At 62.8% G+C, this 23020-nt stretch carries 24 protein-coding genes; 13 read left to right on the top strand and 11 right to left on the bottom strand.

The window, feature by feature from the left end; genetic code table 11:
* Nucleotides 1-161: 161 nt before the first annotated feature.
* Nucleotides 162-2738: a bifunctional acetate--CoA ligase family protein/GNAT family N-acetyltransferase gene (locus tag PG881_RS21020; protein WP_270802658.1), complete on the bottom strand. Its 2577-nt coding sequence runs from the start codon at nucleotides 2736-2738 to the stop codon at nucleotides 162-164.
* Nucleotides 2739-2810: 72 nt separating this feature from the next.
* Nucleotides 2811-3002: a hypothetical protein gene (locus PG881_RS21015; RefSeq protein WP_270802656.1), complete on the bottom strand. Its 192-nt coding sequence runs from the start codon at nucleotides 3000-3002 to the stop codon at nucleotides 2811-2813.
* A 169-nt stretch (nucleotides 3003-3171) separates the two neighbouring features.
* On the opposite strand from PG881_RS21015, the gene PG881_RS21010 reads away from it, so the two are divergent.
* A complete protein-coding gene (locus tag PG881_RS21010) occupies nucleotides 3172-4044 on the top strand; it encodes a transporter substrate-binding domain-containing protein (protein ID WP_270802654.1) in 873 nt (290 codons plus the stop codon).
* Here PG881_RS21010 and ilvY read toward each other — a convergent pair.
* Nucleotides 4033-4926, bottom strand: coding sequence for an HTH-type transcriptional activator IlvY (ilvY, locus tag PG881_RS21005; protein WP_029302651.1), 894 nt, complete (start codon nucleotides 4924-4926; stop codon nucleotides 4033-4035). The genes PG881_RS21010 and ilvY overlap by 12 nt on opposite strands.
* On the opposite strand from ilvY, the gene PG881_RS21000 reads away from it, so the two are divergent.
* Nucleotides 4894-5172 (top strand): hypothetical protein, encoded by a 279-nt coding sequence (locus PG881_RS21000; RefSeq protein ID WP_176228296.1) that lies wholly within the window; start codon nucleotides 4894-4896, stop codon nucleotides 5170-5172. The genes ilvY and PG881_RS21000 overlap by 33 nt on opposite strands.
* Entirely contained in the window at nucleotides 5148-6629 is a 1482-nt protein-coding gene (gene ilvC, locus PG881_RS20995) for a ketol-acid reductoisomerase (RefSeq protein WP_270802649.1), read from the top strand. The genes PG881_RS21000 and ilvC overlap by 25 nt, the downstream gene beginning before the upstream one ends.
* 148 nt (nucleotides 6630-6777) lie before the next feature.
* Here the strand turns inward: ilvC and pgi are convergent, their stop codons facing one another.
* Nucleotides 6778-8427, bottom strand: coding sequence for a glucose-6-phosphate isomerase (gene pgi / locus PG881_RS20990; protein WP_270802647.1), 1650 nt, complete (start codon nucleotides 8425-8427; stop codon nucleotides 6778-6780).
* A 416-nt stretch (nucleotides 8428-8843) separates the two neighbouring features.
* Between pgi and PG881_RS20985 the strand changes: the two genes are divergently transcribed.
* A complete protein-coding gene (locus tag PG881_RS20985) occupies nucleotides 8844-9032 on the top strand; it encodes a holin (RefSeq protein ID WP_005323764.1) in 189 nt (62 codons plus the stop codon).
* A gap of 125 nt (nucleotides 9033-9157) precedes the next feature.
* Here the strand turns inward: PG881_RS20985 and PG881_RS20980 are convergent, their stop codons facing one another.
* From PG881_RS20980 to coaBC, 4 genes are all read right to left on the bottom strand, one after another.
* The gene (locus PG881_RS20980; protein ID WP_270802646.1) at nucleotides 9158-9994 is read right to left on the bottom strand and encodes a mechanosensitive ion channel domain-containing protein; all 837 of its coding nucleotides are present in this window, start codon (nucleotides 9992-9994) and stop codon (nucleotides 9158-9160) included.
* Between the two features lie 186 nt (nucleotides 9995-10180).
* On the bottom strand, nucleotides 10181-10777 hold the full coding sequence (gene slmA / locus PG881_RS20975; RefSeq protein ID WP_011704178.1) for a nucleoid occlusion factor SlmA: 597 nt from the start codon (nucleotides 10775-10777) through the stop codon (nucleotides 10181-10183).
* 68 nt (nucleotides 10778-10845) lie between these two features.
* Nucleotides 10846-11304 (bottom strand): dUTP diphosphatase, encoded by a 459-nt coding sequence (gene dut, locus PG881_RS20970; protein WP_017411128.1) that lies wholly within the window; start codon nucleotides 11302-11304, stop codon nucleotides 10846-10848.
* A 40-nt stretch (nucleotides 11305-11344) separates the two neighbouring features.
* Nucleotides 11345-12547 (bottom strand): bifunctional phosphopantothenoylcysteine decarboxylase/phosphopantothenate--cysteine ligase CoaBC, encoded by a 1203-nt coding sequence (gene coaBC, locus PG881_RS20965; protein ID WP_017411129.1) that lies wholly within the window; start codon nucleotides 12545-12547, stop codon nucleotides 11345-11347.
* Nucleotides 12548-12694: 147 nt separating this feature from the next.
* On the opposite strand from coaBC, the gene radC reads away from it, so the two are divergent.
* The 6 genes from radC (at nucleotide 12695) to PG881_RS20935 (ending at nucleotide 16372) form a co-directional block, all read left to right on the top strand.
* A complete protein-coding gene (gene radC / locus PG881_RS20960; RefSeq protein ID WP_270802643.1) occupies nucleotides 12695-13369 on the top strand; it encodes a RadC family protein in 675 nt (224 codons plus the stop codon).
* A 136-nt stretch (nucleotides 13370-13505) separates the two neighbouring features.
* Complete coding sequence (gene rpmB, locus PG881_RS20955) at nucleotides 13506-13742, top strand: 50S ribosomal protein L28 (RefSeq protein ID WP_005307492.1); 237 nt, start codon at nucleotides 13506-13508, stop codon at nucleotides 13740-13742.
* A gap of 11 nt (nucleotides 13743-13753) precedes the next feature.
* Nucleotides 13754-13921 (top strand): 50S ribosomal protein L33, encoded by a 168-nt coding sequence (gene rpmG, locus PG881_RS20950; protein WP_005307500.1) that lies wholly within the window; start codon nucleotides 13754-13756, stop codon nucleotides 13919-13921.
* 93 nt (nucleotides 13922-14014) lie between these two features.
* A complete protein-coding gene (locus tag PG881_RS20945) occupies nucleotides 14015-14470 on the top strand; it encodes a hypothetical protein (RefSeq protein ID WP_043160322.1) in 456 nt (151 codons plus the stop codon).
* 29 nt (nucleotides 14471-14499) lie between these two features.
* Nucleotides 14500-15312 carry a bifunctional DNA-formamidopyrimidine glycosylase/DNA-(apurinic or apyrimidinic site) lyase gene (gene mutM / locus PG881_RS20940; protein ID WP_270802640.1) on the top strand — a complete coding sequence of 271 codons (813 nt, stop codon included), beginning with the start codon at nucleotides 14500-14502 and terminating at the stop codon, nucleotides 15310-15312.
* Nucleotides 15313-15490: 178 nt separating this feature from the next.
* Complete coding sequence (locus PG881_RS20935; RefSeq protein ID WP_017411133.1) at nucleotides 15491-16372, top strand: VirK/YbjX family protein; 882 nt, start codon at nucleotides 15491-15493, stop codon at nucleotides 16370-16372.
* 54 nt (nucleotides 16373-16426) lie between these two features.
* Here the strand turns inward: PG881_RS20935 and coaD are convergent, their stop codons facing one another.
* Nucleotides 16427-16909, bottom strand: coding sequence for a pantetheine-phosphate adenylyltransferase (gene coaD / locus PG881_RS20930; RefSeq protein ID WP_011704185.1), 483 nt, complete (start codon nucleotides 16907-16909; stop codon nucleotides 16427-16429).
* A 223-nt stretch (nucleotides 16910-17132) separates the two neighbouring features.
* On the opposite strand from coaD, the gene PG881_RS20925 reads away from it, so the two are divergent.
* A complete protein-coding gene (locus tag PG881_RS20925) occupies nucleotides 17133-18176 on the top strand; it encodes a glycosyltransferase family 9 protein (protein ID WP_029302645.1) in 1044 nt (347 codons plus the stop codon).
* 69 nt (nucleotides 18177-18245) lie between these two features.
* Here the strand turns inward: PG881_RS20925 and PG881_RS20920 are convergent, their stop codons facing one another.
* The gene (locus PG881_RS20920; protein WP_270802637.1) at nucleotides 18246-19034 is read right to left on the bottom strand and encodes a glycosyltransferase family 2 protein; all 789 of its coding nucleotides are present in this window, start codon (nucleotides 19032-19034) and stop codon (nucleotides 18246-18248) included.
* Between the two features lie 241 nt (nucleotides 19035-19275).
* On the opposite strand from PG881_RS20920, the gene waaF reads away from it, so the two are divergent.
* Both waaF and waaA read left to right on the top strand, forming a co-directional pair.
* On the top strand, nucleotides 19276-20391 hold the full coding sequence (gene waaF, locus PG881_RS20915; protein WP_016349010.1) for a lipopolysaccharide heptosyltransferase II: 1116 nt from the start codon (nucleotides 19276-19278) through the stop codon (nucleotides 20389-20391).
* Between the two features lies 1 nt (nucleotide 20392).
* Nucleotides 20393-21658 (top strand): lipid IV(A) 3-deoxy-D-manno-octulosonic acid transferase, encoded by a 1266-nt coding sequence (waaA, locus tag PG881_RS20910; RefSeq protein ID WP_270802634.1) that lies wholly within the window; start codon nucleotides 20393-20395, stop codon nucleotides 21656-21658.
* Between the two features lie 70 nt (nucleotides 21659-21728).
* On the opposite strand, the gene PG881_RS20905 is transcribed toward waaA, so the two are convergent.
* Nucleotides 21729-22985, bottom strand: a complete 1257-nt coding sequence (locus PG881_RS20905; RefSeq protein WP_011704190.1) for a PTS ascorbate transporter subunit IIC — start codon at nucleotides 22983-22985, stop codon at nucleotides 21729-21731.
* Nucleotides 22986-23020 lie beyond the last annotated feature (35 nt).

Here is a 23020-nt window from a genome sequence, read left to right as displayed (position 1 = left end):
CTCAGAAGTGAAACGCGGTAGCGCCGATGGTAGTGTGGCATTCGCCATGCGAGAGTAGGACACTGCCAGGCACCCAACACGAGAAACCCCGCTCAGACGAGCGGGGTTTTTTATTATCTAAAATCAGCGATTTATGGCCATAAATCGCTGATGTCTCTGCTTTATGCCTGCCCTTGACTGGCGTAGGGCAGCTCCATGTTGACCACCCCATCTTCCAGCTGGATATCGATCTTGAAGCCAAGCCGTTTAGCCAGGTTGATCATGCCGCGGTTGCTGGGCATGGTCATGCCCGACAGCTGGCCAATGCCGCGTTCTCTGGCATAGCGCACTATCTTCTCCATCATCAGCTTGCCAAGCCCCAACCCTTTCAGGTCGGAACGCACCAGGATGGCAAACTCTGCATCAGACAGGTCCGGGTTGGAAATGGCGCGTACTACCCCCAGGATCTGCTGGTCGAACGGACCATCCTGCCCCACGGCGACAAACGCCATCTCCCGGTCGTAATCGATCTGGGTCATGCGGGCCAGTTCTTCATGTCCCAGCTCCCCCACGTCGGCGAAGAAGCGCTTGTACCTGTCTTCGTCCGATACCTTGAGTACAAACTGCTTGTGAGCTGGTTCATCCTCCGGCCGGATCGGGCGCAACAGCACATGGCTCTGATCCTTGAGCCAGGCCCCCTCTTCCAGTTCGGTGGGATAGGGGCGGATAGCCAGTCTGCAGCGGCCTTCTTCAGCAGGTTGCAGAGTTAGGCTGGCATCCAGCACCACCATTTCGGCGCCGCAGGCCTGCAGTGGGTGCAGATCCAGCTGCTGGATCTCGGGGAAGGCAAGCAGCAACTCCGACAATTGGCACAACACCTGGCCGAGGGCATCGATATCGAGTCGCTCCGGACTGGCCTGCTCGCGGATCTTGCGGCTCTTGAGCGCGCCAATGATCTGGTAGCGTGCCAGTGCCTGGTTCAGCGGCGGCAGGGCCGCCATCATCTCCTGCGGCTCGGCTCCTGACTCGCCGAGCAGGATGACGGGGCCGAATACGGGGTCTTGTTGCAGCCGGATCCGCAGCTCCAATCCGCCGCTGCGCCGCGCCATGCGCTGTACCAGCAGACCTTCGATACGGGCACCGGGATCGTGCTGCCTGACCCGATCCAGAATGGCGTCCGCAGCCTGGGCGACTTCGGCCGAGGTGCGCAGGTTGAGCATGACGCCGTGTACCGCCGATTTGTGGAGGATGTCCGGCGAGCGTAGCTTGACTGCCACCGGGTAGCCGATCTGCTCCGCAGTCAGGGTTGCCTCGATGGCATCGGAGACGATCCAGGTCGGCAGGGTGGAGAGCCCAGCGGCCTGCAGAATGGGGTGTGCCAGATGGGTGTCGAGGGTGAACTGTTTGCGTTCCAGCGCTTGTCTGATCAACTGCTGGCACAGCTCGAGGTTGAGCCTGTCACCCTGCAGGGAGGCGGGGGTCTCCATCAGCTGCTTCTGGTTGCGCCGGTATTCCACCATGTGCATGAAGGCGGCGACTGCGCTCTCCGGGGTGCGGTAGGTGGGGAAGCCTGCCTCGCTGAACAGACGACGCCCCTCCTGAGCTGAATATTCCCCCGCCCAGTTGGTCAGGATATTGAAGCGTCTGGCCCTGGGATGCTGTTTGACGTAGTCGATCAGGCTGCGCGCCAGGGCGGCGCCACGGGCGGTGAGTGAAGGGGCATGGATGAGCAGGATGGCGTCAGCCTCGTCCCCTTGCAGCAGGTCGTCGAGAGCCTGCTGATAGTCATTGATGTCGGCATCGCTGCCGATGTCGCGAGGCGGCATCGCCAGCTTGCCACCCCGCTCCAGTAACTTGTCGATCGCCATGTTGGCCAAGCCACGGCCATTGGAGATGATGGCGAGCCGCTCCCCCTTGAGGGTCAGGGAGTGACTCAGGGTCTCGACGGCGGCAAACAGTTCGTGGGTATCCCGCACCCGCAGCATGCCGGCGCGACGAATGGCGGCGTCATAGACGTTGTCGAGCCCGTTGTCCGGCTCATGGCGGCCGCTCTTGAGCACCAGGATGGGTTTGTTGCGGGCGGCGGCGCGGGCGGCTGAGAGAAAATGGCGGGCGTCCTGCAGCTTGTCCATGTAGAGCAGGATGGCGCGGGTCACGCTGTCGCGAGAGAGCTGATCCAGCAGCTGGCCGAAGTTGATGTCGCAGTGATCGCCAAGGGAGATGAAGGCCGAGAAGCCAAGTTCATGCTGTTTGGCCCAATCCAGGATGGTGGTGCTGACGGCGGCCGACTGGGAGAGAAAGGCAACCTGACCAGGCTTGGCGGCAATCGGCGAGAAGCTGGCATTGATGCCTTGACCCGGCAGCAGCATCCCCATGCTGTTGGGGCCGAGCAGGCGGATGCCGTATTGCTGGCTGAGCTGTTGCAGCTGTTCCCGCTCCGACGCAGTGAAGTCTGCCGCCAGTATGATGGCGGCGCCCGTCCCCCGTTTGCCAAGTGCTTCGATGAGGGTCAATACCCGTTCTCGCCGGGTACAGACGATGGCGAGATCCGGGGCCAACGGCAGGCTGTCGATATCGGCATAGGCCAGCACGCCGGCAATAGCCTTGCTGTGCGGGCTGACTGGTAGGATGGGGCCCTTGAACTGGCCGGCGAGCAGGTGTCTTATCACCACGTGACCCGCCTTCTGCGGGTCGGTCGAGGCACCGATGACGGCGATTGACTGGGGTTTGAAGAGCCGATCCAGGCCGCTTGGTTTCATGGGCACTCCCGTGGGTGGCGGATGGTGCCAGTGTAATACGCTTTCAGCGCCGGTTCTGTGACCGGTTGCGGATCACTGCCTGGTCAGGGCGCTGGCTCGCAGGTAAAACTTCAGCTCACCCTGGATCTGGCGTATCGCTGCCAGATGGCGCTCCTGCAGATAGATATCCTGCTCCTGATCGAGCTGTGTTTGCGGTATGCCCAGGCTCTGCAGGTACTCATCGAACAGCAGCGAGCTGTTGATTTCGATCAGATGGGGCATCATGGCGCGGCTCCTTGTTCCATTCAGGCTGAACATCCAGTCTAGTCGGTGAATCGCTCCTCAGGTTGACTAGTGTCAGATTTGACACGAAGTGGCTCACACATCTGCGGCGTCTTGCATCAAGGGGGCCAGGCCTGAGGTTATAGTGAATGGATGGTGGGGGAGGTGCGCGATGAGCAGGATCTGGTTGTGTTGCGTCATGTTGTTTGCCGGCAGCGTGCCGGCGGCAGAGGTGCCGATCAGGGCCTGGAACCTGCTGCTGGACCATCCCAATCCCGCTGTGGTTGGTCTGCTGCGACTCTCGCTCGATCTGACCGTGCCGGAATACGGTCCCTATCGGCTGATTGCCAGCCCGCCGATGGAGCAGGGACGGGCGGTCAAGGAGTTGCAAAGCGGCGAGCTGGTGCAGATCGGGGTGTTTGCCCCCGACGAGGAGCGCGAGCGTACCCTGCTGGCCATCCATGTTCCGCTGGCAAAAGGGTTGCTGGGCTGGCGGGTGTGCCTCATCCGGCAGGGGGACGAGGGGCGGTTCGCCAACATACGCTCGCTGACCGACTGGCAGCAGGCCGGGTTTCGCATCGGCCAGCACAGATCCTGGCCTGATACCCGTCTGCTCAAGGAGAACGGCCTCAACGTGGTGGTGGGCAGCCTCTACGACGCTCTGTTCAACATGCTGCGCAAGCAGCGCTTCGACTGCTTCCTGCGTTCGGTCATCGAGATCGAGGAGGAGCTCAAGCAACACCCTGAGCTGGCCATCGAGCCGCACCTGGTGTTTCGCTATCCGCTGGCGCTGCTGTTTTTCGTCTCCCCCAAGTACCCGGAACTGGCCAAGCGCATCGAGCTGGGTCTGCAGCGAGCCCGTCAGTCCGGTGACTATGAGCGGGTATTCGAGGCTGGCTTTGGCAGCACCATCCGGCGGCTGCAGCTCGATCGGCGGGTAATGCTGGAGCTGAGCAATCCGGATCTGCCGGCCGGCAGCCGGGCCATGATGCAGGATCCCTCGCTCATCTATGCTCCGGCGCTGCCCGCCGTGTCAGCGCAGTGAACCCTGGCCCCGTGCGGTATCCCAGAAGGCACGGATCAGCGGCTCTTCCAGCCGCTTTTTGAGCACGGCGATGCCGACATCGAACGGCTTGAGTGCCGGCTTGGGTTCGACGATGCGCACTTTTTCGCCCATGGGGCTGTGATCGATCACCGCCGCTGGCACCAGCCCCACTCCGAAGCCGAGCGCCACCATGGCGACAATCCCCTCGTTGCCCGCCACTTCGGCATAGATGTTGGGGGCGATCCCCTTGTTGCGCAGCCACTGATCGCAGCGTTTGCGGGCCAGCCCCTGCTCCGAGAGGATCAGCGGCAGCCGCTCCCAGTCAGGCTCTCCCTGGGAGAACCACTGGCTCTGCTGCGGTGCGGTGCGGGGGGCGATGAACACCAGCGGCACCTGCTGCAGGCTGGCAAACTCCAGCTTGGCGGAGAGGGCATCCGGGCGGGCGGCGATGGCCAGATCGGCCTCGTCGGCCAGGATCTTGTCCACCGCCAGCGCCGGGTCGCCGGTCTCCAGCTTGATCTCCAGCTGGGGATAGCGGCGGCGAAAGCGCTCCAGCACCTCGGGCAGCAGAAAATAGCTGGCGGTGACCGAGCAGAATACCCGCAGCCGACCCTGCAGCGGCTCATCGCTGCGTTTGAGCTCCTGCTTGAGCTGACGCCACTCCTGCAACAGGCTGCCGCCGAACTCCCGCAGCTTCTCGCCCGCCGGGGTGAGTCGCACCGAGCGGTTGTCCCGCTCGAACAGCACGCAGCCGGTCTCCTGCTCCAGCCGCTGGATGGCGCGGCTGAGAGTGGAGGGGCTGACCGCCATGGCATCGGCGCTCTTGCCGAAGTGGAGGGAGTCGGCGAGGTGGAGAAACAGCTCGAGATTGCGAAGGTCCATCTTTCAACTCCTGGTGCGGCATCTCTGCCCGAGATCCTGTTCTGGGCGGCTTCAATCTACCGTCTGGAGGTAGGTCTTGCCTGCGATGATGAAGGGTTAACGTTTCAATTATTGCAACGTACTGTTTCGAATATATCAGTTCAGGCAATAAGTGTCCCGCGCTATAGTGGTTTCGACAACGCCGCCATCCGGCATGGAATCAATCGAACGGAGCAATCACCATGGCTAACTATTTCAACACCTTGAACCTGCGTCAGCAGTTGGCCCAGCTGGGCAAGTGTCGTTTCATGCAGCGCGAAGAGTTCGCGGACGGCTGCAACGTGCTGAAGGGCAAGAAGGTGGTGATTGTGGGCTGTGGTGCCCAGGGCCTGAACCAGGGCCTGAACATGCGCGACTCCGGGCTGGATATCTCCTACGCCCTGCGCAAGGCCGCCATCACCGAGAAGCGCGCCTCCTGGCAGAAGGCCACCGACAACGGCTTCGCGGTCGGCACCTATGAAGAGCTGATCCCGACCGCCGATCTGGTGCTGAACCTGACTCCGGACAAGCAGCACTCCGACGTCGTCAAAACCGTGATGCCGCTGATGAAGCAGGGCGCCGCGCTGGGCTACTCCCACGGCTTCAACGTGGTGGAAGAGGGTCAGCAGATCCGCTCCGACATCACGGTCGTGATGGTGGCGCCGAAGTGTCCGGGTACCGAGGTGCGTGAAGAGTACAAGCGCGGTTTCGGCGTACCGACACTGATCGCCGTTCACCCGGAGAACGATCCCAAGGGTGAAGGCATGGCCATCGCCAAGGCGTGGGCCTCCGCCACCGGCGGCGACCGTGCCGGGGTGCTGGAGTCCTCCTTCGTGGCGGAAGTGAAATCTGACCTGATGGGCGAGCAGACCATCCTCTGCGGCATGCTGCAGGCTGGTTCCCTGCTCTGCTACGACAAGCTGGTTGCCGAAGGGACCGACAAGGCCTATGCCGGCAAGCTGATCCAGTTCGGTTGGGAGACCATTACCGAAGCCCTGAAGCAGGGTGGCATCAGCCTGATGATGGACCGTCTGTCCAACCCGGCCAAGCTGCGCGCCTTCGAGCTCTCCGAGCAGCTCAAGACCCTGATGCGCCCGCTGTTCGAGAAGCACATGGACGACATCATCGCCGGTGAATTCTCCCGCGGCATGATGGCCGACTGGGCCGAAGACGATGCCAAGCTGTTCGGCTGGCGCGAAGAGACCGGCAAGTCTGCCTTCGAAAACGCGCCGGCATTTGCAGGCAAGATTGCCGAGCAGGAGTACTTCGACAATGGCGTGGTGATGGTGGCCATGGTCAAGGCGGGTGTCGAGCTGGCGTTCGAAACCATGGTGGCCTCCGGCATCTATGAAGAGTCTGCCTACTACGAATCCCTGCACGAGTTGCCGCTGATCGCCAACACAGTTGCCCGCAAGCGTCTGTACGAGATGAACGTGGTCATCTCTGACACCGCCGAGTACGGCAACTACCTGTTCGCCAACGCCGCCGTGCCGTTGCTGCGCGAGCACTTCATGCCGACCCTGAAAGCGGGCGACCTGGGTGCCAGCAAGGCGGAAGGGCAGAACGTCGATAACCTGGCGCTGCTGGCGGCCAACGAGGCGACCCGCAACCACCCCATCGAAGCGATCGGTCAGGTGCTGCGCGGTTACATGAAGGACATGAAGCGCATCGCCGTCGGCGGTTAAGCCGGCATAAGGCAGGATGATGAAGGGGCGGGGGTGACGATCCCCGTCGCCGGTCGGACTGGACACCCGATCGGCCCGCCAGAAAACCCGGCCATAAAAAAGCCCCGCTCATCGAGCGGGGCTTTTGCATTCAGAAAGGTCGGCTAAATCAGGCTTTCCACGCTTTCCAGGTGTTGATCAGACCGTTGGTGGAGCAGTCGTGGCTGGTGACAGCCGCATCGGTATTGAGCTCCGGCAGGATCTTGTTGGCCAGCTGCTTGCCCAGCTCCACGCCCCACTGGTCGAAGCTGAAGATGTTCCAGATTGCGCCCTGTACGAAGATCTTGTGCTCGTACATGGCGATCAGGGCACCCAGGGTTTTCGGAGTCAGGCTCTTGAACAGGATGGAGTTGGTCGGGCGGTTGCCTTCGAACACCTTGAACGGCACCAGCTCCTTGACCTGCTCCAGGGTTTTGCCAGCCGCCAGGAACTCGGCTTCGACCTGTTCCTTGCTCTTGCCGAAGGCCAGCGCCTCGGTCTGGGCAAAGAAGTTGGCCAGCAGTTTCGGGTGGTGGTCGCCGATCGGGTTGTGGCTGATGGCCGGTGCCAGGAAGTCACAGGGGATCAGCTTGGTGCCCTGGTGGATCAGCTGGTAGAAGGCGTGCTGGCCGTTGGTGCCCGGCTCACCCCAGATGATGGGGCCGGTCTGGTAGTCAACCGGCTTGCCGTTGCGATCCACGTACTTGCCGTTGGACTCCATGTTGCCCTGCTGGAAGTAGGCCGGGAAGCGGTGCATGTACTGGTCGTACGGCAGGATGGCTTCGGACTCGGCACCGTAGAAGTTGTTGTACCACAGGCCGATCAGCGCCAGCAGCACCGGCACGTTCTGCTCATAGGAGGCTGTGGCGAAGTGCATGTCCATCTCGAAGGCGCCTTGCAGCAGGGCTTCGAAGTTCTCGAAACCGACGGAGAGGGCGATGGGCATGCCGATGGCAGACCAGGAGGAGTAGCGGCCACCAACCCAGTCCCAGAACTCGAACATGTTGTTGGTGTCGATGCCGAACTCGGCCACGGCCTTGCCGTTGGTGGAGAGGGCAGCGAAGTGCTTGGCAACGTGGGCCTTGTCACCGGCGATCTTGATGAACCAGTCGCGGGCGGTCAGGGCGTTGGTCATGGTCTCCTGAGTGGTGAAGGTCTTGGAGGCCACCAGGAACAGGGTGGTTTCCGGATCGATCTTCTTCAGGGTCTCGGCGATGTGGGTGCCATCGACGTTGGAGACGAAGTGCATCTGCAGGTGGTTTTTGTAAGGACGCAGCGCCTCGGTGATCATTACCGGGCCGAGATCGGAGCCACCGATACCGATGTTGACCACGTGCTGGATCGCCTTGCCGGTGTAGCCTTTCCACTCGCCTCCGATTACCTTCTCGCAGAAGCCTTTCATCTTGGCCAGCACGGCGTTCACTTCCGGCATCACATCCTTGCCGTCGCTCTCGATGGGGCGGTCGGAGCGGTTGCGCAGGGCCACGTGCAGCACCGAGCGGCCTTCGGTCATGTTGATCTTGTCGCCGTTGAACATGGCGTCGATCGCGCTGCGAAGATCGGTCTCCTTGGCCAGATCAACCAGCAACTTGAGGGTTTCTTCGGTGATCAGGTTCTTCGAGTAATCGACCAGGATGTCGCCGCCGAAGGTGAGGGAGAATTTGTCGAAACGCTGGGGATCCTGGGCAAACAGATCCTTGAGCCGGGTCTCTTTGTTCGCTGCAAAGTGGGCTTCCAGTGCCTGCCAGGCCTGGGTCTGGGTTGGATTGATGTTTTTCATAGGATTATCAGTCTTCCAAGTTGTGTATGAACCTTGCAGGCAAGGCTCCCGCCAAACCTTATTATTCGAGCATTATACCGGGCCAGCTGCGCCGCCCGTGTAACAGAGCTTTACCAATTGTCTGCCATCGACCGAGTTTACAACCAAAACGCTGCGATTATGAGTCACTGATGGCAGCCGGATCTTGCGTTTGCGCATACTTGGTCGGGCTTGCCGCCGCTGAAAGGGCTTTCAGGGCGAGGGCCTGCTGTGAGTGGGGTGGCAGTTTGGCCTGGCAGCCAAAAGAGTATTCGACAGACGCCTTTTCGCTCATTTCATGCGCAGGCGCAAGTTGTTGGTAGTGGAGGCTGGCTAGCATATGAGCGAATGGACGAGATCTCCCAGGGATGGCCACTGTCTGGAATGAGGAGATCGCTATGAAAGCTGTGTTGTCCCTGTTTGCTCTGAGCCTGATCGCCACCGGCCTCATCGGCCTGCTGACCATGGTACTGACCAGTGCGGCGCCGACCTTGCCGTTACGGGTGCTGGCGGTGATCGGTGCCGTGCTGGGAGGCTATGTGCTGGTGCAACCGCTGCTCAACCGGGTGGCTCGTCGGCTGGTGTAAGTCGACGCCCCCGGCATGCTGAACACAAAGTCCGGCTCAGGGTGGCCGGATTTTTTATGCCCGTCAGGGGGCCGGAAACGACAATGCCAGCCCGGAGGCTGGCATTGTGTCATTCAGGAAAAGGCTCAGGCCTGCGGCTTTTGCATGTGCATGACCATCTGCGGGAAGGGGATTTCGATGCCTTCGGCATCGAAGGTGAGCTTTACCTTCTCGTGGAAGTCGAACCAGACTCCCCAGTAGTCGCCGGTCTTGACCCAGGGGCGTACCACTATGTTGACTGAGGAGTCGGCCAGCGCGGCGACGGCGATGGTGGCGGCCGGTTCCTTGAGGATGCGCGGCTCTTCATTCACCAGACGCTCGAGGATCTGCTTGGCCTTGCGCAGATCGGAGCCATAGCCGATGCCGAAGGTCATGTCGACCCGGCGGGTATCCATGCGCGAGTAGTTGACGATGGTGCCGTTGAGGATGGCGGAGTTCGGTACCACCACCATCTTGTTGTCACCTGAGGTGAGGGTGGTGGTGAACAGCTGAACGGATTGCACCACGCCATTGGTGCCTGCCACCTCGATGAACTCGCCCGCCTTGATGGGGCGGAAGATGATGAGCAGGAAGCCGGCGGCGAAGTTGGAGAGCGAGCCCTGCAGCGCCAGACCGATGGCCAGACCGGCGGCACCGATAATGGCGACGAAGGAGGCGGTCTGCACCCCGACCCGGCCCAGCGCGGCGATCACCACGAACACCAGGATGGCGTACTTGAGGATGCTGCCAATGAAGTGGGTGACAGTGGTATCCAGCTTGCGGGTCTGCATCACCTTGACCACGGCGCTGCTGATGAGGTTGGCGGCGATATAGCCGACCAGCAGGGTGATCAGGGCGGCCGCGATGTTGACGGCATACTCGATCAGCAGGCCCTGGTTGTTGACCAGCCAGGTCTGCGCTTCGGTGATGATTTCGGGTTCCATAGGGTGTCCTGTCAGGCGATAAAAGGTTTATGACGCATGAATCTAACACTGGAATGCGACAATCCGGGTCGCATCTGGTGCTCATCGTCTCTTTTGTGCCACAAAAAACAAGGGAGGCCAAGGCCTCCCTCTTTACTGCAACCCGTCTGGAGCGGCGTTGCCGCTACTGATTGCAAATTGAGCTTGTCAGCTCTGCAGCAGCTGGCTGCGGATAAACTGCCACTGATCTTCAAAGCCGGCGGTGGGCTTGATTTTGAACTCGGAGCGGACGAACTGGCTGATCCGTCCCTCGGTGTAGGCCAGCAGCAGGTTGGCCAGCATGGTCTCGTCGAGCTGGAAGCCCTGGCCTTCGCGCAGCCGCTTCTCCCGCAGTACCTGTTTGATCTGGGTCTCCAGCTTGTCGAACAGGACGCTGATGCGATCCCGCAGCCGGTCGTGCTCACCCAAGAGGGCATCGCCATTGAGGATGCGGGTGATGCCGGGATTGCGCTCGGCGAACACCAGCAGCAGCTGCAGTATGTGATGGCAGCGGGCCATGGTGTCCTTCTCTTCGGCCATGATCAGGTTGACCCGTGACAGCAGGGAATCCTCGATAAAGTCGATCAGCCCCTCGAACATTCGCGCCTTGCTGGGAAAATGTCGATAGAGCGCGGCCTCGGATACCCCCACCTCGGCCGCCAGACGGGCCGTGGTGATGCGCTGGCCAGGGCTGGTCTCCAGCATGTGGGCGAGCGCCTGCAGGATCTGATCGCGCCGACTCTGTTTCTGATTACTGCTTGCCATGGATTCCCCTAAAAAAACAATGGCCTGATTCTGTTATTAGGCACCGCCGCGCGGGCTGGTGTGGTCTGTTATTGGCGACCAGAAGAACCAAAACCGCCTTCACCCCGTTCGCTCTGATTGAACTCATCGACCAGTTGGAAGCTGGCCTGAACGACCGGCATGATCACCAGCTGGGCGATGCGCTCGCCGGGCTGCATGGTGAAGCTGTCATTGCCACGGTTCCACACCGAGACCATCAGCTGGCCCTGGTAGTCGGAATCGATGAGGCCGACCAGATTGCCCAGCACGATGCCGTGCTTATGGCCGAGGCCGGAGCGGGGAAGGATGGTGGCGCACAGGCCCGGATCCTGAATGTGGATGGCCAGCCCGGTCGGTACCAGGGTGGTATCACCCGGGGCCAGGGTCAGCGGGGCATCTAGCAGGGCGCGCAGATCCATGCCGGCGGAACCCGGTGTGGCGTAGGCGGGCAGCGGATAATCGGTGCCGATGCGGGCATCCAGAATCTTCAGTTCAATTTGTGTTGTCATAAATCGTTTTTAATGGAGTGGAGGTGGTCGATTGACTGGCTCAGTGCCGGTAGTGGTCTGCAATCAGGGCGATGAGATGACGAGCCAGCGTCAGCTTATCGGCCAGGGGCAGGGGTGCTTGACCCCCTTGCCAGAACACGGTCAGGGCGTTGTCATCGGCGTTGAAGCCTTGGCCCGCACGAGATACGTCGTTGGCGGCGATCATGTCCAGCCGCTTACGCTGCAGCTTGTCGAGGGCGTATTGTTCCACATCCACTGTTTCTGCGGCAAATCCGACGGTGAAGGGCTTGTCTGACAAAGCCCCCACGGCGGCGATGATGTCGGGGTTTTTGACCAGGGTCAGCTGCATCTGGTCGTTGTCACCGGTCTTCTTGATCTTCTGGTTGGCTACCTGCGCGGGGCGGTAGTCGGCGACGGCGGCGCAGCCGATGAAGAGGTCGCACTCGCCGACCCGGCTCATCACCGCCTGATGCATCTGCTCGGCACTTTCCACGTCGACGCGGGTGACGCCCGCCGGGGTGGCCAGTGCCACCGGGCCGCTCACCAGGGTCACCTCGGCGCCCGCTTCACGGGCGGCGCGGGCGATGGCGTAGCCCATCTTGCCGGAGCTGTGGTTGCTGATGTAGCGCACCGGATCCAGCGCCTCGCGGGTCGGCCCGGCAGTGAGCAGCAGCCTGACCCCGGCCAGCAGCGGCTCGGCGGCGAGTTGCTGGCAGCAGCGTTCAACCAGCTCGAGGGGATCCAGCATCCGGCCCGGGCCCACGTCACCGCAGGCCTGGCTGCCGGAGTCCGGCCCCCACAGCAGGATGCCGCGGCTGGCCAGAGTCTTGAGGTTGGCCTGGGTGGCGGCATTGAGATACATCTGCTGGTTCATGGCGGGTGCCAGCGCCACCGGTGCCGGGGTGGCCAGGCAGAGGGTGGTCAGCAGCTCGTCGGCCATGCCGGCGGCCATGCGGGCCATCAGGTTGGCGCTGGCCGGGGCGATCAGCACCAGATCGGCCCATTTGGCCAGCTCGATGTGACCCATGCCCGCCTCGGCGGCGGGATCCAGCAGACTGTCGGCCACCGGGTGGCCGGAGACGGCCTGCAGGGTCAGCGGGGTGATGAACTCCTTGGCGGAACGGGTCATCACCACCCGTACCTCGGCCCCCTGATCTTTCAGGCGGCGTACCAGTTCGGCACTCTTGTAGGCGGCGATCCCGCCACTGACACCCAACAGGATGCGTTTATCGGCCAATCTCATCTGCTGCTTCTCTTCCGGCTCACTCTGACTGGTCGGCTAAGATACCACAGGCAGCGGACGACGACAGAGGCTGACATGGGGGACTTGTGGTCGGGCTCCCGCGATTTTTTGCTATGTTTTCTCTCAATAGGCATGAGGGAGAGACAAATGAGCATCAAGGAGTGGCCAGAAGATGAACGCCCGCGTGAGAAGCTGTTGCGTCAGGGGCCTGGCGGCTTGTCCGACGCCGAGCTGCTGGCGATCTTCCTGCGCACCGGGGTCAGTGGCCTGAGTGCGGTCGATCTCTCCCGCCATCTGTTGCAGCAATTTGGTTCGCTGCGGGCGCTGCTTGGCGCCGAACAGCGGGCCTTTTGCGCAGCGCACGGTCTTGGACCGGCCAAATATGCCCAGCTGCAGGCCGTGCTGGAGATGGGCAAGCGTCATCTGGCCGAGCAGTTGCAAAGAGGCGATCCGCTCACTTCGCCCCAGTTGACCCGGGACTATCTGCAGGCTCAGCTGCGGGATCGACCGCGGGAGGTGTTTGCCCTGCTGCTGCTCGACAACCAGCATCGAGTGATTCAAATCGTTGAACTTTTTTACGGCACCCTCGACTCGGCGAGCGTCTGGCCCAGAGAAATCGTGCAGATCGCACTCAAACATAATGCAGCCGCCGTGATTCTGGCGCATAATCACCCGTCCGGCGTCGCCGAGCCCAGTCGGGCCGACCGCCAGATCACGGATCGGATCACGGCCGCCTTGGCCCTGATCGATATCAGAGTGCTGGATCACTTGGTGATCGGTGACGGCATCACGGTTTCTTTCGCCGAGCGCGGTTGGTTATGACTGTGCTCTGGCGCCGTATTAGTTGATCTTTGATCACGGATGCTGTATAAAATGCCGCCTTCTGTTTGCCCCGCAATCGAAGGCCAGCGGGGCAGATATTTGCTCGAGCAATGAAGTAAGATTTGGAGAGACTGACATGTCTAGAGTATGCCAAGTAACCGGCAAGCGCCCGGCAGTTGGTAACAACCGTTCGCACGCTAACAACGCTACCAAGCGTCGTTTCCTGCCGAACCTGCACACTCACCGTTTTTGGGTTGAGAGTGAAAAACGCTTCGTAAGCCTGCGCGTATCCGCAAAAGGCATGCGTATCATCGACAAGCGTGGCGTTGAAGTGGTTCTGGCTGAACTGCGCGCCAGCGGTGTTAAGGTATAAGGAATTAGATCATGGCTAAAGGTATTCGCGAGAAAATTCGCCTGAACTCCAGCGCCGGTACTGGTCACTTCTATACCACTACCAAGAACAAGCGCACCATGCCCGAAAAAATGGAGATCAAAAAGTTTGATCCCGTTGTTCGTCAGCATGTGATCTACAAGGAAGGCAAAATCAAGTAATTGCTTGATGCTGCATTCCCAAAAACCCGGCCTAGTGCCGGGTTTTTTTATGGCCGAAATTCAGTACACTGCCGGTTCTAAGGGAGGCTTGCCATGTTCAAACTGAGCCGCAAAGGCTGGAACAACGTGATCATCGTGGTGGTGCTGATCGTGATCACCCTGTTGCACCGGCTGGAGCTGGCTCAGCAGGAGAACAGCGCCAAGCGGGCGCGTCCGCTGCTGCCCGAGAGTGCCGTAGTGCTCACCTGGCAGGGGCCGAGCTGGCAGATCGAACGGATCGGGCAGGGCTGGCGCAGCGGGCCGGATCTGGGGCTCAGCAGTGCCCAGCTGGCGACGCACATCGAGACCTGGCAGGGCTGGCTGCTGCCGCCCGGCGAATCCGTGCGCGGCACCCCGGTTACCCTCAAGATCTGGGTCGCCGGCCAGAGCGATCCCATCGAGGTGGGCCTCTATCAGGACAGCGGCAAGTTTGCCGCCCTGCTGCCGCCCTCGACCTGGCTCAGCCTGAGCCAGGAGCAGTACCGCAGCCTGCTGCGTCCCGCTCCCTAACCCTTTTTCAGCGTCAGCACGAGGATCCCATGCCTGAATTACCGGAAGTTGAAGTCAGCCGCCAGGGTATTTCACCCTGGCTTACCGGCATCAAGGTCACCCGAGTGGTGGTGCGGGACGGCCGTCTGCGCTGGCCGGTGCCGGGGGAAATCCAGGAGCTGGTGGATCTCACCATCCACCGGGTCAGCCGCCGCGCCAAGTACCTGCTGCTGGAGACCGACTTCGGTACCGCCATCCTCCATCTGGGCATGTCGGGCAGCCTGCGGGTGCTGGAGATCGGTACCCCGGCCGAGAAGCACGATCACGTGGATATCGAGCTGGCTAACGGCAAGCTGCTGCGGCTCAACGATCCGCGCCGCTTCGGCGCCCTGCTGTGGACCCGCGAGCCGGCCGAGGCGCACGCGCTACTGGCCAAGCTGGGGCCGGAGCCGCTCACCGACGCGTTCAATGCCGATTACCTGCGTGAGCGCGCCAAGGGGCGCAGCACCGCCATCAAGACCTTCCTGATGGACAACCAGGTGGTGGTCGGGGTGGGCAATATATACGCCAACGAGGCACTCTACGCCGCCGGCATTCACCCCAAGCGGGCGGCGGGCAACATCAGCGCCGAGCGGCTGGGCACCCTGGTGGCCGAGATCAAGAGGGTGCTGGCCGAAGCGATTCGGCAGGGTGGCACCACCCTCAAGGATTTCACCAGCGCAGACGGCAAGCCCGGCTATTTCGTGCAGCAGCTGCAGGTCTATGGGCGGGGCGGCCAGCCCTGCTTCCACTGCCACACTCTGCTCAGTGAAATCCGGCTGGGACAGCGTACCACCGTGTTCTGTTCCCACTGCCAGCGCTGAATCGCGGTTTTTTTGGCCTGAAATGGCCAAGTTGTAAGAGAGTATTTCCAGTCTGTTGAAGATTTGCTCGCCTGTCACTACTATCTCGACCGTTCAGGCGGTTTGAGAAAATAAAATGACAGCTAAATCAATAGACTGGGACCATTTGTCCCGGCAGGGGCACTATTGTGCCCAAAAAATGGCGCGCTTCCTCTATCCCGATGACAGCGCCCGCAAAACCTTCAATCGCGCCAAGTTCGTGCTGCGCAGCCTGCTCTATCGGCAGCAGCTGAGCCGGGTGTTCGAGCTGTTTCAGGCCGAACCGCTCAAGGCCCTGCCTGCCCACTATCCCGAGCTGCTCGACAAGCCGATGCGGCCCTATCGCTTTGCCGGCTCCACCGCGACCGAGCGGGCCGAGATGCTGGAAAACCACTACCGGCTGATGCTGGCCCGCTACCCGGATCTGATCGACCCGCTCTATCTGGGGGATGGCATCGAGCTTGGCCGTTATCCCGAGAGCGGCTGCCGCATCGTGCTGCGCCACGACGGCACCTTCCGCCGCGAGGCGGAGCTGGCCCTCTCCATCGTCGACCCGCAGGGCAAGCGGCTCTACAGCTGCGCCTTCTCGCTGGCCGGCACCCCCAACCGGCTGGCAGTGGTGATCGGTTCGGTCCAGGGCCCGGAGCCCTGCATCGAGCAGGCACAGGACAAGGTGCGTGCGCTGACCAAGGAGGGCCACGGTCTGCGGCCCAAGTCGCTGGTGGTGATGCTGGTGATGCAGCTGGCCGAGGCGATGCAGGCCGAGCATATCTCGGCGGTGCGGATGAAGGCCCACATCTATCAGGCCCGGCGTTACAGCAAGAAGAAGAAAGCCTGTCTGCAGGCGGACTATGACGAGCTGTGGCAGGAGTTTGGCGCCATCGATCTGGACAGCAACTTCGTACGGCTACAGCCCGCTCAGCGCAAGCCGCTGGAGGAGATCGCCTCCAAGAAGCGGGCCATGTACCGGCGCCGTTACGAGTGGCTCGATCAGCTGACCCTGGCGAGTCAGCAACTGCTGGGCCCGCGTCTGGCGGGCTGAGCCGCGCAGGCTCCTTGCAGCAAACAGGCTACCCTCGGGTAGCCTGTTTCGTTGTTACTTGGTCTGTTTGGCCTTGATGGCGGCGGCCACGGCAGGGTCGACGAACTGGCGGATGTCGCCGCCGTGCAGGGCGACCTCCTTCACCAGGGTGGAGGAGATGAAAGAGTTCTCTTCGGCCGGGGTGAGGAACACGCTCTCCAGCTCCGGCATCAGGCGACGGTTCATGTTGGCCAGCTGGAATTCGTACTCGAAGTCGGAGACGGCGCGCAGACCGCGGATCAGCACGTTGGCCTGCTGCTCCCTGGCGAAATCCACCAGCAGGCCGGAGAAGCCGACCACCTTGACGTTGGGCAGGTGGGCGGTCACCTGGCGAGCCAGCTGCACCCGCTCATCCAGATCGAACAGCGGCCGCTTGCTCGGGCTGTTGGCCACCCCGACCACCACTTCATCAAACAGTTTGGCGGCCCGGCCGATGAGGTCGGTATGGCCGTTGGTGACGGGATCGAAGGTGCCGGGATAGATTACCTTGTTGGTCATGCTGCTGATTCCTGCAACCGGGAAATTTGGTCGCATTATAGGGTCTGTTGGGGGATTGGCGCGACCGCCTTGGGGCGAGTTTTGGCGCCCCGATGCCGGCTTTGCCGATCCAAATCGGGGTCACCGGGTCTCTTCGCTTGAGAATAGCGATACATCAGGCAAGAATACCCGCACCGCGCATCAAGCCTCCTTGCATTGGTGACAGGGAGCAAAGGGATTTTTTATGAAACGTATTCTGGTAGTCCGCAATGACAAGATTGGTGACTTCATGCTGGCCTGGCCGAGCTTTGCCATGCTCAAGCGCTCCATGGAGTGTCATGTGACTGCCCTGGTTCCTGCCTACACGGCACCGTTGGCCCGCCTCTGCCCCTGGATTGATGAGATCATCCTGGATCCGGGCTCACGGGCCGACAAGGAACAGCAACGCGCCTTGCAGGCGCGCATCAAGGCCGCCGCCTTCGATGCTTCCATCTGTCTCTTCTCCAACTCCCGCAACGCCATGCTGGTGTGGAAGGCGCATATTCCCTACCGGTTGGCGCCGGCCACCAAGCTGGCCCAGGTGCTCTACAACCAGCGCCTGATCCAGCGCCGCTCCCGCTCCCAGAAGCCGGAGTACGAATACAACCTGGATCTGGTGCGCCGTTTCCTTGCCGACCAGCAGGTGAGCGCGGTGGAGCCGCAGGGCCCCTACCTCAGCTTCGATGCGGAGAGCCTGCAACAGGTGCGCGAGCAGGTCGCCGCCCGCCTGCGGCTCGATGCCGGTCGCCCCTGGCTGATGGTGCATGCCGGCAGCGGTGGCTCGGCCAACAACCTCTCCATCGAGCAGTACGCCCGCCTCATCATCAAGCTCAACCAGGCCTGTCCCGAGCTGCAGTGCATCCTGACCGCGGGGCCGGGGGAGGAGAAGATCGCCGAACAGCTGGCGGCCGAGCTGCTGGCCCACGGCGGCAACGGCTGGATCTACCGCTCCGACGAGGGGTTGCCCAAGTTTTGCCAGGTGATGGCCAACGCCGCCCTGTTCGTGGCGGGCAGCACCGGGCCGCTGCACATCGCTGCGGCGCTGGATGTGCCCACCATCGGCTTCTTCCCGGCGCACCGCTCGGCGACGCCGCTGCGCTGGCGTCCGCTCAACAGCGAAGGGCGCCACCTGGCGTTCAGCCCGCCGGAAGACAGCGATCACCCGGAAGACATGAGCCAGCTCGATCCCAAGACCATGGCGGCGGCGATCGCCCGCTGGGCGCCGCCGTTCTGGCGCGCTGAACACTGATACCAAATGATGTGAATGCAGACAGGGCCCTTGAAGGGCCCTGTCTCGTATGAGGGGAAGTGCTGCGGCTTACTGGTCAGCCTGATCCGGCGCCTGCGGCTGCTGGCGGATCCAGAGGTCGGCGTACTTCACGAAAGTGGAGTGGGCCGACAGGATGGCCAGCAAGAGCCCCTGCTTGCCATCGAGGAAGCCAGCCTTGAGCAGGTACATCTTGAGGAAGCAGCCCACTGCGTGAACCAGCCCCTGGCCGAGGGAGCCCTTCTTGCCGCGGGCGGTGCGCTGATCGGCCCAGGCGCGGGCATAGCCGGCGGACTTGACCAGGTAGTGCTCCAGATCCCGATAGGTGAAGTGGAGCAGGTCGCCGTGCAGGTTGACGATCTTCAGGTTGGCGCGCACCTCCACCTTCTCGTGCACCAGCACCTCGTTGTAGCTGGTGAGCGCCTTGGGATAGAGGCGCAGCACCCGGTCCGGATACCAGCCGCTGTGGCGGATGAAACGACCGAATACCCAGGAGAGGCGCGGGATCGAGTAGATGGTGTCGCTGGCCGGGTTGGCCATGACGGTGGCGATGGCGGCTTTCAGCTCGGGGGTGAGCCGCTCGTCCGCATCCAGCCACAGCACCCAGTCGGATTGCACGTGGGATTGGGCGAGGCGGCGCTGGCGGCCAAAGCCCGGCCACACCGGGTTGACGAAGAAGCGGGCGCCGAATTCGGCGGCGATGGCCGGGGTCTCGTCCTGGCTGCCGGAGTCCATGATGACGATCTCGTCGACCAGCCCGTTGAGGGAGGCGAGGCAGGGGCGCAGGTTTTCGGCTTCATTCTTGACGATAAGGACAGCCGCCAGAGTCGGTTTGTTCACGGATTAAAGGCTCTTGTTGGCGCCCGGCTGGCGGGCCATGCTCAAATTGGCGCCCATTCTAGCCTAAAACGGCAGGCGGAGCATGGTTCCGGCTGTCGGGGCTGCGTCAGTTTCAAATGGGGTGCTTTTTGGCATGAGAGCGGGTGGTGCGGGGATCTTCTGTTATTTCTCGGGCCATTCTTGGGGCATAATCTCGGCCAGCAACGATTAACCGCAGGGCTTGGCCCAAGAGACGCGCGAGATGAAGATATTGGTGATCGGCCCCTCCTGGGTCGGCGACATGGTGATGTCCCAGAGCCTCTACAAGGCGATCAAGGCCAATCACCCCGACAGCGAGCTGCACGTGATGGCGCCCGCCTGGTGTGGTGCCCTGTTGGAGCGGATGCCGGAGGTGGACAAAGCCATCCCGATGCCGCTTGGCCACGGTGACTTCAAGCTGGGGGCCCGCCGCCGGCTCGGCAAGCAGCTGGCGGCCGAAAAGTACGATCAGGCCATCATTCAGCCCAACTCCATGAAGTCGGCGCTGATCCCCTGGTTTGCCCGCATCCCGGTGCGCACCGGCTGGAAAGGGGAGCACCGCTTCGGTCTGCTCAACGACATGCGCAGCAACAAGTCCGCCTTTCCGCTGATGGTGGAGGCCTACCTGGCGCTGGCCTATCCCAAGGCGCAGATGAAGAGCCGGGCCGACATCCCGACCATTCCCCAGCCGGCCCTCAACGTCGATCTCATCAATCAGGAGAAGGCGCTGGAGCGGCTTGGGCTGGATCGCGCCCGCCCGGTGCTGGTGCTCTGCCCGGGGGCCGAGTTCGGCCCGGCCAAGCGCTGGCCGGAGGGCCACTACGCCGTGGTGGCGCAAAAACACCTCGACGAGGGCTGGCAGGTGTGGATCTTCGGCTCCGCCAAGGACGCGGCGGTGGCCAACACCATCCGCGACCGGATCAACCCGCTGTCGCGCCCCAACTGCCACGTGCTGGCGGGCAAGACCAATCTGTACGAGGCGATCGACCTGATGGCGCTGGCCGGGCGGGTGATCGCCAACGACTCCGGCCTGATGCACGTCGCGGCCGCCCTCAACCGGCCGCTGATCGGGGTCTATGGCTCCACCTCGCCGCTCTACACCCCGCCGCTGGCGGACCGGGTCGAGATCGTCCACACCGACATCGAGTGTCGCCCCTGCTTCAAGCGCACCTGCAAGTTCGGCCACCTCAAGTGCCTGATCGAGCTGATGCCGGAGCAGGTCATCGAGGCTGGCCGCCGGCTGGAGTGCAGCGAGACGCCGGCCCCGCCGCTGGCGCTGCCGCCCGGCGAACCGCCCCGTTTTGTCGCCGAGCCGGGCAAACGCGGGGAGCCGCACTAGCATGGGCTATCGGCTGCTCTACAACCTGTTGATCCACCTGGGGTTGCCGCTGGCGCTGCTGGCGCTCTACAAGCCGAAGAAGGGCAAGCCCGGCTTTGGCAAGCGCTGGGCCGAGCACCTGGGGCGGACGCCCGCCAGCGGGCAGGAGGCGCCGCTCTGGATCCATGCGGTGAGCGTGGGGGAGACGCTGGCCATCAGTCCCTTCATCCGCGCCCTCAAGGCCGAGCGGCCCGATCTGCCGATCCTGCTCACCACCACCACCCGCACCGGCGCCGAGCAGGCTGCCAGGCTGGGGGATCTGGTGGAGCACCGCTACGCGCCGCTCGACTACCCCTGGGCGGTGGCGGCGTTCCTCAATGCCGTCAAACCGCGCGCGCTCTGGGTGATGGAAACCGAGTTGTGGCCGAACTGGTTGGCCGCCTGCGAGGCGCGCCACCTGCCGGTGACCATCATCAATGCCCGTCTCTCGGAGCGATCCTGCCGGCGTTATGGCCGTTTTCAGGGGGCGTTCGATGCCCTCAGCCGGCCGTTGACCCATTTGCTCTGCCAGCACCAGGACGACGCGGATCGTTTCCATCGGCTGGGGCTGGGGCGCGAGCGGCTGGCGGTGACCGGCTCCATCAAGTTCGACATCCAGCTCGATGAGCAGGTGCAGGCCAAGGGCCGTGCCCTGCGCCAACTGCTGGGGACAGAGCGGCCGGTCTGGATCGCCGCCAGCACCCATCAGGGGGAGGACGAGCAGGTGCTGGCCGCCTTCGATCGGGTGCTCGCGGCGCAGCCGTCGGCCCTGCTGATCCTGGTACCGCGCCATCCGGAGCGGTTCGAGCGGGTGGCTGCGTTGTGTGCCCCCTACGGCTGCGTGCGGCGCACGGCGGGTGGTGCGGTCGGCGAGCACGACAAGGTTTACCTCGGCGATACCATGGGCGAGCTGCCGCTGATGCTGGCGGCGGCCGACGTGGCCTTCGTCGGTGGCAGCCTGGTCAAGGTGGGCGGCCACAACCTGCTGGAGCCGGCTGCGCTCGGCAAACCCTGTCTGAGCGGCCCCGCCTACTTCAACTTCAGCGATATCACCCGCCAGCTGGTGGCTCAGGGGGGCGCCGCCGTGGTGGCCGATGCCGCCGAGCTGGGGGAGCAGGTGAGTGCGCTGCTGGCCGACGAGAGCCGGCGCCGGGAGATGGGCGAGCAGGCCCGCGCCGTGGTGCTGCGCAACCAGGGGGCGCTGGCGCGCACTCTTTCCCACTGCCTCGCCAGCCTGGAGAACGACTGAAGCCGGGCAGGCGGACATAAAAAAACGGAGCGCATGGCGCTCCGTTTTTGTTTGTCGTGCGGGCTGAGGCTCAGCGCACGATCAGGCCGAGCAGTATGCCCACCACGCCGAAGTCGGCATCGCTGAAGGTGGTGTTGGCAAAGCCGAGATCCCCCAGCACCGGCAGCAGGAACACCGGCAGGAAGGTGATCAGCAGGCCGTTGGCGAAGGCCCCCAACAGGGCGCCGCGACGGCCGCCGGTGGCATTGCCGAACACCCCGGCCGCCGCGCCGACGAAGAAGTGTGGCACCACCCCCGGAATGATGACGGTGAGCCCCAGCAGGTAGAGCAGCACCATGCCCACCAGACCGGCGGCAAAGCTCGACAGGAAGCCGATCAGCACCGCATTGGGGGCGTAGGGGAAGACGATGGGGCAGTCCAGCGCCGGCTTGGCGTTGGGCACCAGCTTGTCGGAGATCCCCTTGAAGGCCGGCACGATCTCGGCGATGACCATCCGTACCCCCTGCAGGATCACGTAGACCCCGGCGGCGAAGGTGATGGACTGCATCAGAGAGAACATGAACCAGTGCTTGCCCTTGGCGACGCTGGCGACGAACTCGGGGCCGGCGAAGGCGGAGGTGATGAGGAAGATGATGCCCATGGTGAAGGAGATGGCCACCGGGGTATCGCGCAGGAACAGCAGGCTCTTGGGCACCTGCACCTCTTCGCTGCTGTGGGCCTTGTTGCCGAACTTGGCGCCGATCCAGCCGGCCAGCACGTAGGAGCAGGTGGAGAAGTGGCCGAGTGCCACGTCATCGGAGCCGGTGATCTGCTTCATGTAGGGGTGGGCGAGGGCCGGGAACAGCACCATGGTCACGCCGACCACCAGGCTGCCCACCGCGATGAGCGGGATGCCGCTCATGCCGCCGGCGGAGAGGATGGCCGCCACCATCATCGACATGAACAGGGTGTGGTGACCGGTCAGGAAGATGAATTTCCACGGGGTGAGCCGGGCGATCAGGATGTTCACCAGCATGGCGAAGAACATGATCATCGCCATCTCCTTGCCGAACGACTGCTGGGCGATGGAGACGATGGCCTCGTTGTTGGGCACCACCCCCTTGATGCCGAAGGCGTGCTGGAAGATGGTGGCGAAGTCGCCGAGGGAGTTCACCACCAGGGTGGCGCCGGCCCCCAGGATGACGAAGCCCATGATGGTCTTGACCGTGCCCTTGATGCACTCGGTCACCGGTTTCTTCTGGGCGATCAGGCCGATGAGAGCGATCAGGCCGACCAGCACGGCCGGCTCCGACAGCACGTCAAACATCAGAAAATTGAAAAATTCCATGGTCAGCTCCAAGCAGATGGAAGCGGCGGCTCACC

The sequence above is a fragment of the Aeromonas sp. QDB54 genome (assembly GCF_027707385.1).
GTDB lineage: Bacteria > Pseudomonadota > Gammaproteobacteria > Enterobacterales > Aeromonadaceae > Aeromonas > Aeromonas hydrophila.
This window is presented reverse-complemented; position numbering and strand designations above follow the sequence as displayed.